General features: G+C 32.4%; 8 protein-coding genes. 7 read left to right on the forward strand and 1 reads right to left on the reverse strand.

All coding sequences use genetic code 11. The features are described 5' to 3' along the window. Window positions 1–205 precede the first annotated feature (205 nt). The 5 genes from BLT46_RS01575 (at window position 206) to BLT46_RS01595 (ending at window position 11,988) form a co-directional block, all read left to right on the forward strand. Window positions 206–3,388, forward strand: coding sequence for a SusC/RagA family TonB-linked outer membrane protein (locus BLT46_RS01575; RefSeq protein WP_245722919.1), 3,183 nt, complete (start codon window positions 206–208; stop codon window positions 3,386–3,388). Between the two features lie 12 nt (window positions 3,389–3,400). Further along, window positions 3,401–4,870, forward strand: a complete 1,470-nt coding sequence (locus BLT46_RS01580; RefSeq protein WP_090405154.1) for a SusD/RagB family nutrient-binding outer membrane lipoprotein — start codon at window positions 3,401–3,403, stop codon at window positions 4,868–4,870. A 265-nt stretch (window positions 4,871–5,135) separates the two neighbouring features. After that, window positions 5,136–8,255 carry a SusC/RagA family TonB-linked outer membrane protein gene (locus BLT46_RS01585; RefSeq protein WP_090405157.1) on the forward strand — a complete coding sequence of 1,040 codons (3,120 nt, stop codon included), beginning with the start codon at window positions 5,136–5,138 and terminating at the stop codon, window positions 8,253–8,255. A gap of 8 nt (window positions 8,256–8,263) precedes the next feature. Beyond that, a complete protein-coding gene (locus tag BLT46_RS01590; RefSeq protein ID WP_090405160.1) occupies window positions 8,264–9,916 on the forward strand; it encodes a SusD/RagB family nutrient-binding outer membrane lipoprotein in 1,653 nt (550 codons plus the stop codon). Window positions 9,917–10,005: 89 nt separating this feature from the next. Further along, entirely contained in the window at window positions 10,006–11,988 is a 1,983-nt protein-coding gene (locus BLT46_RS01595; RefSeq protein ID WP_090405163.1) for a putative porin, read from the forward strand. A gap of 65 nt (window positions 11,989–12,053) precedes the next feature. Here the strand turns inward: BLT46_RS01595 and BLT46_RS01600 are convergent, their stop codons facing one another. Continuing rightward, the gene (locus tag BLT46_RS01600; protein ID WP_090405165.1) at window positions 12,054–13,736 is read right to left on the reverse strand and encodes a GLPGLI family protein; all 1,683 of its coding nucleotides are present in this window, start codon (window positions 13,734–13,736) and stop codon (window positions 12,054–12,056) included. A 75-nt stretch (window positions 13,737–13,811) separates the two neighbouring features. Here BLT46_RS01600 and BLT46_RS01605 point away from each other — a divergent pair, with 75 nt between their 5' ends. Both BLT46_RS01605 and BLT46_RS01610 read left to right on the forward strand, forming a co-directional pair. After that, entirely contained in the window at window positions 13,812–15,092 is a 1,281-nt protein-coding gene (locus tag BLT46_RS01605; RefSeq protein ID WP_090405167.1) for a DUF2851 family protein, read from the forward strand. 38 nt (window positions 15,093–15,130) lie between these two features. Further along, window positions 15,131–15,352 carry a PspC family transcriptional regulator gene (locus BLT46_RS01610; protein WP_090405170.1) on the forward strand — a complete coding sequence of 74 codons (222 nt, stop codon included), beginning with the start codon at window positions 15,131–15,133 and terminating at the stop codon, window positions 15,350–15,352. The last annotated feature ends 56 nt before the right edge of the window (window positions 15,353–15,408 follow it).

The raw sequence follows: 15,408 nt of genomic DNA on the forward strand, positions 1-15,408 counted from the left end.
GTGTTAAATTTTAGTCTTTTTTTGGATAATTTTCAAATGTTGTTTTGGTATTTTTATTATTTTGTGGTTAATATTTTATTTTAATTTAAGTTTTTAATTGTTTTTATTACATATGCGTTATTATAATTGTTTTGGTAAGGGTTTAAAATGCTTTGAAAATTGAATTTATTTGTTAGATTTGTCCCACTAACTAATCAATTTTTAAATGATGAAATCAAGACTTAATTGGTTTTTGACGTTCTTATTTGTTGTTATAGCTCAAATAGGTTTTGCTCAAAACAAAACACTTACGGGAGTTGTAAGTGAAGATGGTTTACCATTGCCAGGGGTTTCTGTTATTATTCAAGGTACTCAAGAGGGTACTCAAACAGATCTTGACGGTAAATACTCAATCAATGTTAAAACAGGAGATGTTTTAGTGTTTTCATTTATTGGAATGAAAGACATTAAACATAAAGTTTCTACGGCGAGTGTATTTAATGTTTCTATGGAAGCTGATGACAATCAACTAGAGGAGGTTGTTGTTACTGCGATGGGGATTAAAAGAAGTTCTAAGGCTTTAGGTTATGCTACTCAAGAGCTGAAAGCTTCAGAAATTAACAAAACTGAGAATAGTAGTTTAGCAAGTGCTTTACAAGGTAAATTAGCGGGAGTACAAATTACACCGTCTTCTGGAGCACCTGGAGCTTCTTCTCAAATTGTTATTCGTGGTGCACGATCTTTTACAGGAAACAACACTCCATTATACGTTATCGACGGAATGCCTGTAGAATCAACAGCTCCATTCTCTACTGGTAACAGTACAAGTGGTGCAGATATTGCAAACAGAGGAGTTGATATTGACCCTAGTGATATTGAAACTATCAATATCTTAAAAGGACAAGCTGCCTCAGCATTGTATGGTATTCGCGCGTCTAACGGGGTTGTTGTTATTACTACTAAAAGTGGTAAAGGTTTAGTAGAAGGTAAGCCTGTTATTAGTTTTAGTACGACTACAAGTTTTGAAACGTTATCTAAGAAACCAAATTTACAAAAAGAATATGCACAAGGATCTGGCGGAAAATATGATCCAGTGAGTTCAATGTCTTGGGGGCCGAAGATTTCTGAGTTGCCAAACGACGCTGTGTATGGTGGTAATGTAGCAAATAAACTTAATGGAGGTATTTTAAGACCAGGTAAGTATTATGTTCCTCAAAGATTAAAAGCAGGTTTAGATCCTTGGGTTGAGCCAGGTGTATATGATAATATTGATGCTTATTTTAGAACAGGACGTACTTTGACAAATAATTTTAATATTAGTCAAAATACTGGTAAAACAAATTATTCTTTTGGTTTAGGAAATACTACTCAAGATGGAATTATGCCAGGTACAGATATGAAACGTACTACTATTAAGTTAGCTGCTGAAACTAAGTTAAATAAAGAATGGACAACAGGTTTTTCGGGTAATTATATAACTAGTGATATTTATAAAGCATCAGCTGCTAATAACTCAGTTTTACCTGGTATTTATGGAGCGCCAGTAAGTTATGATCAAGCAGGTATTCCATTTGCTACACCTACTAATGAATATGAACAAGTTCACTTTAGAAATGGATCATTCAACAATCCATATTGGGCTGCAGAACATAATGAATTTAGTGAAAAAACAAGTCGTTTCTTTGGAAATGCTCATATTGCTTATTCACCTGAAATTAGCCATGATGGTTCTAAGAACTTAACTATTCGTTATCAAGGTGGATTGGATAATTATACTACTCATTATCGCAATGTATATGAATTTGGTACTGGTCATAATTTAAGTGGATCTACTGCAAATATTAATTTATTTGGAGTTACAAGTACTGTTATGAACTCTTTATTTACAATTAATTATGACATGTTATTAGGAGATAATTTCCGTTTAGATGTTATGGTTGGAAATGAAGTAAATGAGACTAATAATAAAGGTTACAATGATTATGGTTCGCGTTTCAATTTTGGAGGGTGGGCTACAATTAGTAACGCTGTTGACGTAACTTCAGAAGAAACTCGTAGAAAAAAGAGAAATGTAGGTTTCTTTTCAAATGTAGGTTTATCATATAAGGATATGTTATTTTTAAATGGTACTATTCGTAAAGATATTGTATCATCTATGCCAAGAGGAAATAGAGACTTTGTTTATCCTTCTGTGTCGTTAGGATTTGTAGTAACTGAACTAGAAGGGTTAAAAGGAATGTCGGGCTTAAGTTTTGCAAAAGTTAGAGCTTCTTATGCAGAAGTTGGTCAAGCTGGAGATTACTTAAATAATTATTTCTATACACCAAGTTATTCTGGTGGTTTTTGGTCAAGTAACCCAGTCTTATATCCTGTAAATGGAGCAATGTCTTATGTTGCAAGTCCTACTATTTATGATCCAAATCTAAAACCTCAGAATACTAAATCATGGGAGTTAGGAGCAGATTTTAGATTTTTTAATAATAGAGTTGGTTTAGATTATACTTTCTCTCGTCAAGATGTTAAGGATCAAATCTTCCCTGTGCCATTATCTGGATCTACAGGAGCAAGTTCATTAGTAACAAATGGAGGTAAATTACATACAGTAGCTCATGAGATTACTGCATTTTTCAATGTAGTTCAAACAACTGATTGGAAATGGAACTTAAATGCTAACTTCTCAAAAGTTGATTCAAAAGTTGATGAATTGAAAGAGGGAGTTGAGAATATTTCTTTAGGAGGTTTTGTTGAACCTCAAATTAGAGCACAAGCAGGTGATCGTTTCCCTGTAATTTATGGAAAATCATTTGTAAGAAATGACGAAGGTCAGATTATTGTTAATGATAAAGGTATGCCTATTGCAGGTAATGCAAAAGCAATTGGAGAAGTAGCTCCAAAGTTTATTTTAGGAGGATCTACAAGTGTAAGTTGGAAGAACTGGAACATGAGTGCTACTGTTGAGTGGAAAAATGGTGGAAAAATGTATAGTGGTTCAAATATGGGAATGAAGCTATATGGAACAGCAGCAAGTACAGGAGATAGAGAGCAAGCTTTCATTTTTGATGGTGTTCGTGAAGTAAATGGTACTTTCGTTAAAAATGATATTGAGATAGATGCAAGCAGTAGACAAGTGTATGAGAACGTTATGAGTAGTATTACTGAAAGTAATGTTTATGATGCGAGTTTTGTAAAATTGCGTGATGTTAGTTTAGGTTATTCTTTTAATAACATTTGGAAGGATAAAATTAACTTACGAGTTTCTGCATTTGCAAGAAATTTATTATTATGGTCTAAGATGCCTAATTTAGATCCTGAGGCTTCTCAAGGAAATAATAATATGAGTGGTGGATTTGAGCATTATTCTATTCCACAAGCTAAGAGTTTAGGCTTCTCAGTAAATGTTACATTTTAATAATTAAGAGAAATGAAAAGAATTAAATATATTTTATTAGGATTAGTAGCATCTTCTTTTGTACTTCAGTCTTGTTCTGAAGACAAAATGGATGACATTAATAAAAATCAGAACGACCCAGAGTTTATGGAATCTAAATACATTATTACAGATGTTATGAATAGTTCCGCTTATAATGGGATTGGAGGTGATTTAGCCTTTTATGCTTCTGTTTATACAGAGTTGTTAGGTGGGGCTCATGCCCAAATGCATAATGCGCAAGCTAGATTAAATGAACCTATTGCCAATACAACATATAATAATAACTGGAATTCACTTTATAGAAATTTACGTAACCTTCATATTATTATTAATAAGTGTTCAGAAGGTGGGGAAGAGGCAGGAAATTATCATACTTTAGGTGTAGCTCAAATTATGACGGCATTTAATTTAGGTATTTTGACTGATTTGTTTGGTGATATTCCTTATTTTGAGGCTTTAAGGCCTTTGGAAAATCCACAAGCTAAGTTGGATAAACAAGAAGATATTTATAAAGAGATATTTAGATTGTTAGATGAAAGTATTGCTAATCTTGATAAAACAAGTAAGTATGGTTCATTAGGAAATCAAGATATTATTTATTCAGGAGGAAATGTAAAAAGTTGGAAAAAAGCAGCTTATGGATTGAAGGCAAAGTATTTAATGAGACTTTCTGCTGTTCAACCTAATTATCAAGCAGTTTTAGATAATGTAGCTTTATCTTTTGAAAATAGTGCACAAGATTTTAGATATCAAAATGGTAAGGTTGATTATACTTTTTATAATTTTTATGACTCTCGCGCTGGTTTAGCTTCTTCAAAAACATTATTTGATTTAATGAGCTCAATTGATCCTCAAGATCCACGATTAAATGATTATTTTGTTAAAATAGGTGAAGGTGATGCAGCTAAGGAAATTAAATTAATTGACCATTCAACTGATGTTGCGATTGGGCAAGCATTATATTCTCCATCAGGATTGTCATATTTTACAGATAATGATGATAGAAATGCTCGAAATGCTATCTATTTAATGAGTTACCACGAGTTACTTTTTATTAAAGCTGAAGCTGAAGCAAGGTTAAATAAAACAGCTGATGCGGTAGAAACTCTAAAATTAGCAGTTGAAGCTGGATTGAATAAAAAGCAAACATTTACTTATCCGGGTTATGTAAGAAATATTCCTGCTAGTTTATCAGGTTTAGATCTTTTAAAACGTATTGCACAAGAAAAGTATATTTCTTTCTTTGAAGTAGAAAGTATAGAAGCTTTTAATGATATTAGAAGATGGAAGGCAATGGGTGAGAATTTGATAGAATTGAAACATAGAAATCCTGAATTATTTCCGAAACGTTATCCTTATGGAAATAGTGACGTATCGAATAATCCAAATGTAAGAGCTGCTTACGGAGATGGATCATATGTTTATACAGAAAATGTATGGTGGGCCGGAGGAACACGTTAAGACTTAAAACAAAAAAAAGCCAATGATGCACATCATTGGCTTTTTTTATGTTTTTTTTTAGAAATATCAATGTTTATAAGGGTTTGCAAGGATTTTGTGTATTGTGTATTTTATACATTTATCACTGCATTGTTGTTTTTTTGATATATATTATGGTTTATTATTGAACTATGTATATTGTGATTGCTAAAAAAAACTTTCAAAAGTTAATGTTATTTAAAATCTTTTGTTAGATTTGTTATACTAACTAATCAAAATAATAATAATGAAATCAAAGTTTACTTGGATCTTTATGTGTATTCTGACCCTATTTGTACAGGTTGGTTTCGCACAAGAAAAGACTCTTAGCGGAGTTGTAAGCGAAGAGGGGCTTCCTCTTCCTGGGGTTTCTGTTGTAATCAGTGGTACTACAAATGGTACACAAACTGATTTAGATGGGAAGTATTCTCTTAAAGCGAAAACAGGTGATGTTCTTGTTTTTTCTTTTGTGGGAATGAAAGACGTTAAACACACTGTCGGTACTGCATCAGTTTTTAATGTTGCAATGACAAGTGATGAAGAAATGCTTGATGAAGTTGTAGTAACAGCTTTGGGTATTAAGCGTGACAAAAAGAAACTTGGTTATTCTTCTCAGGAAGTTAAAGGAGATGAATTATCAGGAGCTGGACAAACAAACGCAGTAAATGCATTGTCTGGTAATGTTGCTGGTTTACAAGTGACTTCTCCATCTTCAATGGGAGGTTCTGCACGTATCGTTTTACGTGGTATTAAATCTGTAACAGGAAACAACCAACCTTTAATCGTTGTTGATGGGGTGCCTTTGGATAATAGTAACTTTGGGGATACTAATATGCAAAGAGGTGCTGGTGGACGTGACTATGGTGATACGTCTGCAGATATAAATCCAGATGAAATCGAATCTGTAACTGTATTAAAAGGAGGACCTGCTTCTGCTTTATATGGAAATAGAGGGGGTAATGGTGTAATCATTTATACTACTAAATCTGCGAAGAATGGTCGTACAGATATTGAGGTTAACACTGGAATTACTTTTGAGAGTGTAAACATTATGCCTAAAATGCAAAACTCTTATGGAGGTGGTTCTTCTCCAGAGTGGTCTCAAGTTGAGATTGACGGGAAAATGTATAATATCCCAGAATATTCTACTGATGAAAGCTGGGGGCCTAAGTTAGATGGTACAATGTATTTACCATGGTATGCTTTCGATCCTGAATTTTCTAATGACTATATGAAAGAAGTACCTTGGGTTAAATCTAAAAATGATGTAAGATCTTTCTTTAGAACTGGTATTACGCATAATCAATCTGTAGCTGTAGGTAAGTCTTATAAAGATAGTAATGTTAGAATGTCTTTTAGTAATAATGTTACTGAAGGTATTGTTCCTAATTCTAAGTTACAGAAAAATAACTTTACTGTAAATGCTTCTACTCAGTTAACTGATAAGTTAAAAGCGGAAACAAACATTAGTTATGTTTATACTAAAGGATTTAATAGACCTGAGGTTGGGTATGGAGATAATTCTGTAGCTCAGAAATTCTTTCAATGGTCTCAAAGACAATTGGATTTTAAAAAGCTTCAAGACTATAAATTAGAGAATGGCAATCAAAGATCTTGGAATAGAAATGATTGGAATGATGCAAGACCTGCATATTCTGATAACCCTTATTGGGTAGTTCATGAAAATACTTCTCAAGATGTTCGTAATAGAACTTATGGAAATGTGAAGTTGACTTATAACTTTAGTGATAAATTATATGCAGTAGGTACTGTATATGGGGATCGTTATAGTTTTACAGTAGAAGAGCAAGTTGCCGTTGGTTCTCAAGCTACTTCAAGTTATAGTATTTTAAAACGTAATATTTCTGAGTATAACTATGAAGGTCGTTTGCATTATGATGATCATTTTGGTGATTTTGGATTAAACGCTTTCGTTGGAGTTAATAGAAGTGAGAAAAGAAGAGATTATTTGTATGGAACTACAGTTGGAGGTTTAGATTTACCTAACTTATATAATTTAAGCAATAGTAATTCTCCTGCTCAATCTTCGAATGATAAAACTCATATGAGAACAAACAGTGTGTTTGGTTCTGTTAGCTTAAACTATAAGGAATTCTTATTCTTAGAAGGTACAACGCGTACGGATTGGTTCTCTACAGTGAAGAAGTCAGTTACTTATCCTTCTGTAACAGGTACATTTATTTTCTCAACTTTATTACCAGAAGTTGATTGGTTATCGTTCGGTAAATTAAGATTAGGATGGGCACAAGTAGGTAATGATACTGATGCTTATAGAACAAATGATTACTTTAATTTAGATGGGCCTTTCTTAGGTTCTCCTACGTATTCATTAAGTTCTACGGCTAACAATCCTGACTTAAAGCCAGAGATGATGACTACTAAAGAAATTGGTTTAGAGGCTGCATTCTTAAATAATAGAGTAGGTTTCGAAGTTTCTTATTACCAAATTGACACTAAGGATCTTATTACAAGAGTACAGTATGACCCAGCTACAGGATTTGCTTATAAATGGTTGAATGCTGGAGATATGAAAAACAAAGGGCTTGAGGCTACAGTTAATTTAGCTCCAATTAGAACACCTGATTTTTCATGGGATATTTCTTGGAACTTCTCTAAAAATAAAAATGAGTTAACAAGATTAGCTGATGGAGTTGAGTCAGTTGAAATAACAAGAGCACCATTTAATGTTTCTTTGCAAGGAAAAGTAGGTGAGGCTTATGGACAGATTTATGGTAAAGATTATGTAAGAGATGCAAATGGTAATAAAGTAGTAGGAGCGAATGGTTTATATAAATCAACAGGAGTACAAGCTTTAGGTTCATATTTGCCTGATTATAATATGGGTATTCGTAACAGCTTCCAGTACAAAAATTTCCGTTTAGGAGTTTTACTTGATATTCAAAAAGGAGGTAAATATTATTCTACTTCTCATATGTTCGGAATGTACTCTGGTATGTTAGAAGAAACTGCAGTTGATGGGATCCGTGAGAAAGGTGTGATTTTAGATGGAGTTAAAGAAGATGGAACTAAAAATGATAAAGTTGTAGATGCAATTGATTGGGCTAAAGCTCATCAAACTACAGTTGATGCACAGAACATTTTTGATGCTGACTATGTGAAATTACGTGAGATATCTTTAGGATATGATTTACCTACTAAGTGGGTTGGACCTTTTAAAGGAATTACTATTTCTATGTTCGGTCGTAACTTATTTACTTGGAATCTTGCTTGGAAAGGTATGGATCCTGAAATGGCTTCATATGGAAGTGGAAATATCCAAGCTATTGAAGGAGCTTCTTTACCTTCTACAAGAACATATGGGATGAATGTTAAATTTAAATTCTAAAGAGTATTATGAAAAAGCTTATATATAAATTGTCTTTCATTGCTTGTGTACTTACTTTAGTAAGTTGTGATAAGGATTTAGAAGACATAAATGTAAACCCAAATAAACCTACAGAAGTTCGTACAACGGGAATATTTAATGGAGCTAACAAGGCTTTAATGACTAATACAAGAGGAGGGTTTCCTTCTGCTCGTATGGCATTACCTTGGGTACAGTATTCAGCACAAAGAAACTATACTGCAGAAGATAGATATCAGTTTAGAGTTGGTGTAAATAATAGTTTATACCGTGATATATTTTTAGCAGTAAAGAAATATAAAACAATTATTGATATTTTAGAAGATCCAGCAAATGAAGCAAAAATTGCTGCGTATGGAGATCCTAAAAATCAATTAGCAGCAGCACGTGTTATGATTGCGTATGCTCAGTTACAAGCTTTAGAAATTTATGGAGATATTCCTTACTATTCTTATGGTAGTGATGATCCTGATTTTGAAGGGATGACAATTGGAACTGATAATGAAAAAGCTACTCCAAAGTTTGCTCCTCAAGAAAAAATTTATAAAGATTTGATGAAAGAGTTGAAAGAGGCTGCAGAATCTGTGAATTTACAAGCAAATAATGTGTTTTCAAGTGGAGATAACCTATTTAGAAGACCAATTGTTTTAAAACGTTTTGCAAATTCATTAAGGTTAAAAATTGCTAATCGTGTAAAAAATGTTATTCCAGAAGCTCAAGTTCATATTAATGAGGCTATTGCAAGTGGAGTGATGGAATCAAATGAAGATAATGTAATTCAAGTGTTTCAAAATGATAAGATAAATCCTGCACCATTTTATACAGCAGCATTTATTGATAATCGTAATGATTTTGCACCGACTAATACATTTGTCGAACTATTAAAAGGGGAGACTAATGTTTTTGCAGGAAAAGTTGATCCACGTTTATTCAGAATGGTTGCACCTAAAACTAATCTGAAAAAAGATGACGCAGGTGTTGAAAATGAAGTTAGAGTTTTATTTTACTCTGATCCTGAAGATACAAGTGCTCCAAGCGTTGAGGTTGGAAACTACGTTGATCGTGATGCAAGTTTTTATACAGGATTTCCTATCGGATTACAAGATAACTTTACAGGATCACAAAGAGGAGCTGCTTCTCAGTTTGGTGCAGCAGTTTATAAAGCTGATTATGGTGAAGTGTTAATGGAGTATGCTGAGGTTGCATTTTTGGTTTCTGAAAATAAGAACTGGGATGATGCAGAGTATAGAAAAGGTGTTGCTGCTTCTATGGCGCGTTGGGGCGTAGCTCAAGCTGATATTGATACCTATGTGAGTTCATTACCTGCTGCAAGTGAAGAGACAGTTTTAACACAAAAGTACATTGCTCTTTATTTACAGCCTTACGAGGCTTGGGCAGAGTATAGAAGAACAAAGTATCCAAAAACATTACTTTTACCAGGTCAAACACATGATTTGATTGCAAAAGGTCCTAATGGAGAAACGTCTTATACTTTTGTGCCTTTAGAAAACTTAACTGATTTACCAGAGAGAATTACTTATCCAAGTGATTTAGATCTTGTAAATAAAGCAAATAAAGATGCTGCTGCTGCTCGAATGGGTGGTGACAAAATGAATTCAAAATTAATATGGGCTAAAAAATAAGTGTCCAAATGTGAATAAGAAAGCCATCTTCGGATGGCTTTTTTTATTTAATTAAAAAATAAAATTACCTTTGTCCAAATTTAGTTTGTATGCGAAAGTACTTAGGTGTTTTTCTGTTTCTATTCTGTTTTATAACTTCTTATGGGCAATTCCAAAACTTGGGAGAACAAAGTAGTTATCGTCCAGACGAAGAACAAGATAACAATGGTAAAAAAGAAATAGGGAGTCTAAGAAAGAAAGTCAAGAAAGACTCAGTAGCACCTATTCGAGATTATAAGATTATTTCTATTAAGAATGATACAATTGCTGTTGACACTGCATTAAGTGTAAAGAAATATTATACGTTTAATTATTTAAGAAAAGATATTTTTGGCTTGTTGCCTTTTGCAAATGAAGGTCAAACTTATAATGTTTTAAAATATAACTATAAAGAGAACAATGTTCTTCCGGGTTTTGGTTTTGAAGCGAAACAATTTGCATACTTAGATGTAGATGATATTAATTATTATTCCTCTCCTACGCCATATACTGATTTGTATTATAGAAGTGTTATGAAACAAGGCCAAAACCTTGATGCATTTATTACTCTAAATACAAGTGAGAATTTAAATTTATTTGTGGGGTACAAAGGATTGAGATCTTTAGGAAAGTATATCAATCAATTATCTTCTACAGGTAATTTTAGAATAGGGTCAAGTTATATTTCTCCAAATAAAAAATATTTGTTGAGAACGCACTTTACTTTTCAAGATATAATGAATCAAGAAAACGGAGGTATTCGTGATTTAGATTTATTTGAAGAGAGTAAGGCTCCATACAATAAACGTGAACGATTAAATGTTTATTTCCGCGACGTAGAAACTATGTTAAAAGGGAAACGCTTTTATCTTAATCACCATTATCAGTTAAACAAGTCTTTTAAGAATGGTTTATTGTTGACTCATGAGTTTACTTATGAAGATAAATTCTTTGAGTATAAACAAGGAAATGTCAATAGTCAGTATGATGATAAAACAAGATTCGGAGATGCTTTTCAAAGTGAAATAAGTAATAAAACACGTTATTATAATTTATTTAATCGTGTTGGAGCTGCCTATCAATCTGATGTTGTAGGAAGATTTCAATTCTTTACAGACTTCTATAAATACCGCTATTATTATAAAAGTATAGCTCACATTGATGGGGGTATTGTGCCTGATCAGTTAGAGAAGAATATCAATATGATTGGGGGTAAGTATACTTATCACAAGAATAATTGGAAAGCAAATCTATTGTTGAGTACTTCTTTGGGAGATGATGATACAAGTAATATAGAAGCTGATGTTTTTTATAAATTATCTGATAATATTTCTTTTGATCTTGGATATCAAAAGTTGAATAGAATGGGTAATTTAAGTTATTATTTATATCAAAGTGACTATGTAGGATACAACTGGTATAAAGAGTTTAATAACGAAAAAATAAACCAATTTGATGCTACTATTAATACACCTTGGGTTTCTATATCAGGAAGCTACTCAGTTTTAAAAGATAAATTGTATTTTTCAAATGATGCAATGGAGTACAATCATTTTGGAATTGCTAATCAATTGTTAGTTTCTCCTAAACAGTATGGAAAAACAATCAACTATTTGTCATTACAACTTTCAAAAGATATTCAAGTTGGTAAGTTTGGTTTAGATAATACTTTCTTATATCAAAAGGTAGATCAAACTGATAATATTTTGAACGTTCCTAATTTTGTAACAAGAAATACATTGTATTACTCTGATGCTTTTTTTGACAAAGCATTAAAGTTCCAAACTGGTATTACTTTTAGTTACTTTACTAAATACTATGGTAATGATTACAATCCTTTGTTAGGAGATTTCTTTGTTCAGGATAAAGTAAAAATTGGTGGTTACCCAGTGTTTGATTTCTTTGTGAATATGAAAGTGCGTACAGCACGTATTTACTTGAAACTTGAGCATTTTAATTCAAGTATGAGTGGGTATAATTACTATTCAGCACCGAATAATCCATACCGCGACTTTATGTTTAGATTTGGAATTGCTTGGAACTTCTTTACATAATAACTTCTTGACGTTGATGTAAGAAAAAAATATAAAAAAGGGACTTCATTTATGAAGTCCCTTTTTTATTCACTAAATAATACACCTGATATATTCCAGTAACTGAGATTTTTACCTTCTGGTTTGCCCATTGGAATTTTGATTTGCAAGGTATGTGTTCCTTTTGGTATATCTCCTAACGGAATCCAAATTGGTGGGGTAATGGTACCAGGACACCAGTTGGATCTACTTAAATCAGAAGAGGATAAGCCCGTTTCAAAATTACCTGAAGCGGGATTGTAATCTCTGTAAGAGCCACAATCTTGTCGCCACGGTAAATAATCAAGAACCTTTGAGTTGTTTAAAAGGATTGTGTTTGGTTTAGGATTAAACTCATCTCCGTTTGCCCAACCACCGTGACCTGTTGTAATATAGCGTAAACGCACATTCTTCATGTCTGTTGTAGCTGTGAATTCTATTTTAAGACCTTCTGAACTTGCAAACATTGTAGGGTAGTTCTGCCCTTCCATCTCCATTACATTTGTTGTGTTGAAAAGAGGCATCATATTAATTACCTCAGTTTGTTTACTTCCGTTTGGGTGAATTGTTATATCTGCACTTATTTTATGTCCCCCCTTGTCGTAGTTTCCAATATATACACCAATATACCATTCACTATTGCTTATAAGTGAGGCAAACTCTGTAATCTCTTGTCTGTAAAAAGCCTTGTCTTGCCATTGGTAATCTAATACTTCAATATGATTAAAGCCTTTTACTCCAAAGGGAGTAAAGAATCGCATTAGCTCAATTGGAGGGGTATAGTTATTTGTAGCAACAACCCCTTGATATTTATGAGAAGACTCTTTGTTTTGATAAACAGGTAAAATATCTAAGCCTTTTTCCAAAGCATCCATCAATGATATTTCATGATAATAAGGTATCAAAAATAAACTACCAGCTCTATCATAAGCATCACCGTTTGATTGTTCTGTAAGGTTTACAAATACTTGATCTGTGTTATTTATTTTAGGGAATTTTACTTTGGTTACGAGAAGTGTTCCTTTAGCGAATCGTTGTAAATTAGGTTTGTTTATTAGGGTGTCAGAATAATTGACAAGGTCATTTTCAAAAAGAGGGATTGTCTTGAATCGACTTTCCCATACTTTCTTTTTGTAAAGTTTTTGGTCTACCATTTTGCTCCCCTCTAACTTTAGATACGGATTAATATCTATAGAAAGGTTTTGTGTTATTTTTTTAGCGGTTATTTTATAAGTACCATTTCTGTCTATTTCAAGAACAAGACCTAAGTTAGAACCTAATAATAAAGGACTTCCTTTAGCTTTGATTGCATTAGTATACCATAACGTATATTTGTTGGAGTTTATTTCTATTGTTGCTTTTTTACAAGTGTATCCAGCAATCTTTTTAGTTTCTCTATTCAGTTGAAAATTAGTATATCTATTAGTAGCTACTGTTTTGATTCTTGACTTTAAATCAAGTTGAGCAAGGGATAAGTATTCTTGGTTTTTAAAATCGATATAAGATTGTTCGTAAGGATAATCTTCAAAGCCTACATCAAGGTGCTTTTTCTGATATAAAAAAGCATACTCTAAATTGCTAATAAGCATAATTGGATTGTCTTGATTAACAAGTTTGTTATTTAAATAGCTTTCATATTCAACTAGTATATTTTGGTTAGGTTTTTGTGCAAACAAATTGATTGATAGGCAAATAAATAGTATTTGAATAAAACTTAATTGTATTCTCATAATATAAAAATGTTTGGAATAGTTTTATAAAAATACCTAAAAGGAATTAAATTAACCATTATAGCCCTTTATTTTATGAAAGAAGCATTCCTTCACTACGTGTGGGCAAATCAACTTTTTAACTCAAATGAGTTGCGCACAGCTAATAATGAAAATATAATTATCTATTCCACTGGAATATTTACGGGCTTAGATGGTCCTGATTTTTTTAATGCTAAGTTGATGATAGATGAGCAAGTTTGGGCAGGTAATGTAGAAATTCATAAATGTGCTTCAGAATGGTATGCTCATAATCACGAAAAGGACAATCGTTACAATAATGTTATTTTACATGTGGTATGGGATTATGATATGCCAGTTTTTAGAGAAGATGGGACAGAGATTCCCGTGTTGATTTTAGAAAATTATGTAGATGGTAAACTTGTAGAGAAAAGTAGTCAATTATTGTTGAGTAAAAAGCCTTTAAAATGTGGTGAGTTTATTTGTGAAGTTGATGCGTTTACTTGGATGTCTTGGAGAGATAGGTTGTTTGTGGAGCGATTGGAGTATAAAGCAAAACCTATTGAATTGTTGTTAGAGGAGACTAATTATCATTGGGAGCAAGTATTCTTTTGTTTTTTAGCGAGAAGCTTCGGTTTAAATTCTAATGGAGAGGTTTTTTTTGATGCGATACGTCAATTGCCAGTAACTGTTGTTTATAAACAAGCTAATTTATTGATACAAATAGAAGCGTTACTTTTTGGGGTTGTAGGCTTATTACATACAGATGATGAGGTAGAAGATGAGTATGTAAGGCAGTTAAAAAGTGAATGGCAATTTTTGAAGCATAAACATAATTTGAAAGAAAGGCCAAGTGGTGAACTTCAGTTTTTTCAGTTGCGTCCTCAAAACTTTCCAACTATTCGGCTAGCTCAGTTAGCCAGTTGGTATTATAATTATCAAACGCTAATTACACAAATTTTAGAGAGTAATAACATTGATGAATTGTATAGTTATTTTAATGTTGAGGTGAGTGATTATTGGAAGAATCATTATGTATTGAATAAGGAAAGTAAAAAACAAGCAAAGCGAATGACAAGAAGTTTTATAGATCTTTTAATTGTAAACGTCATTTTGCCAATGCAGATAGTTTATAAACGGAGTAAGAATATAGAAAATTATGATTTATCTGAGGTAATTGATATTGGAATGAATATCAATTCTGAAAAAAATAGTATTGTAAGTTTGTTTGCAAAGTACAATATTAAAGTTAGGAGTATAGTTGACAGTCAAGCACTCGTTCATTTGAAGAAAAAGTATTGCGATAAAGGGAGATGTTTAGAATGTGTGGTAGGGAAGAGGTTTTTGAAACAATAATTTGTATTTTTGTTATGTAATTCTAAAAAAAAACAGATATGATAACTAACCTACGTCACTTTTTTGAAAGATACGGATTTAAAGTTTCTACGCGTGTTGCAGATAGACTTGGAATGAGGGTTACAAGTGTAAGATTGTTTTTTATATATCTTTCCTTTTTTACTTTAGGATTAGCCTTTGCGCTATATGTTACATTAGCCTTTTTAGCAAAGATTAAGGATTTTTTCTACACTAAGAGAACATCTGTTTTTGATTTATAAAAGATATTTGATTAGTGTATTTTTTTTACCGATGGAATGATTAACTTTCTGTAAAA

This window comes from Myroides phaeus (genome assembly GCF_900099675.1).
Taxonomy (GTDB): domain Bacteria; phylum Bacteroidota; class Bacteroidia; order Flavobacteriales; family Flavobacteriaceae; genus Flavobacterium; species Flavobacterium phaeum.

What these genes read in the sequence shown, in the direction of transcription:
- BLT46_RS01575 (WP_245722919.1), top strand. Translation starts at nt 206, where the DNA reads ATGATGAAATCAAGACTTAATTGGTTTTTGACGTTCTTATTTGTTGTT.
- BLT46_RS01580 (WP_090405154.1), top strand. Translation starts at nt 3,401, where the DNA reads ATGAAAAGAATTAAATATATTTTATTAGGATTAGTAGCATCTTCTTTT.
- BLT46_RS01585 (WP_090405157.1), top strand. Translation starts at nt 5,136, where the DNA reads ATGAAATCAAAGTTTACTTGGATCTTTATGTGTATTCTGACCCTATTT.
- BLT46_RS01590 (WP_090405160.1), top strand. Translation starts at nt 8,264, where the DNA reads ATGAAAAAGCTTATATATAAATTGTCTTTCATTGCTTGTGTACTTACT.
- BLT46_RS01595 (WP_090405163.1), top strand. Translation starts at nt 10,006, where the DNA reads ATGCGAAAGTACTTAGGTGTTTTTCTGTTTCTATTCTGTTTTATAACT.
- BLT46_RS01600 (WP_090405165.1), bottom strand. Translation starts at nt 13,736, where the DNA reads ATGAGAATACAATTAAGTTTTATTCAAATACTATTTATTTGCCTATCA.
- BLT46_RS01605 (WP_090405167.1), top strand. Translation starts at nt 13,812, where the DNA reads ATGAAAGAAGCATTCCTTCACTACGTGTGGGCAAATCAACTTTTTAAC.
- BLT46_RS01610 (WP_090405170.1), top strand. Translation starts at nt 15,131, where the DNA reads ATGATAACTAACCTACGTCACTTTTTTGAAAGATACGGATTTAAAGTT.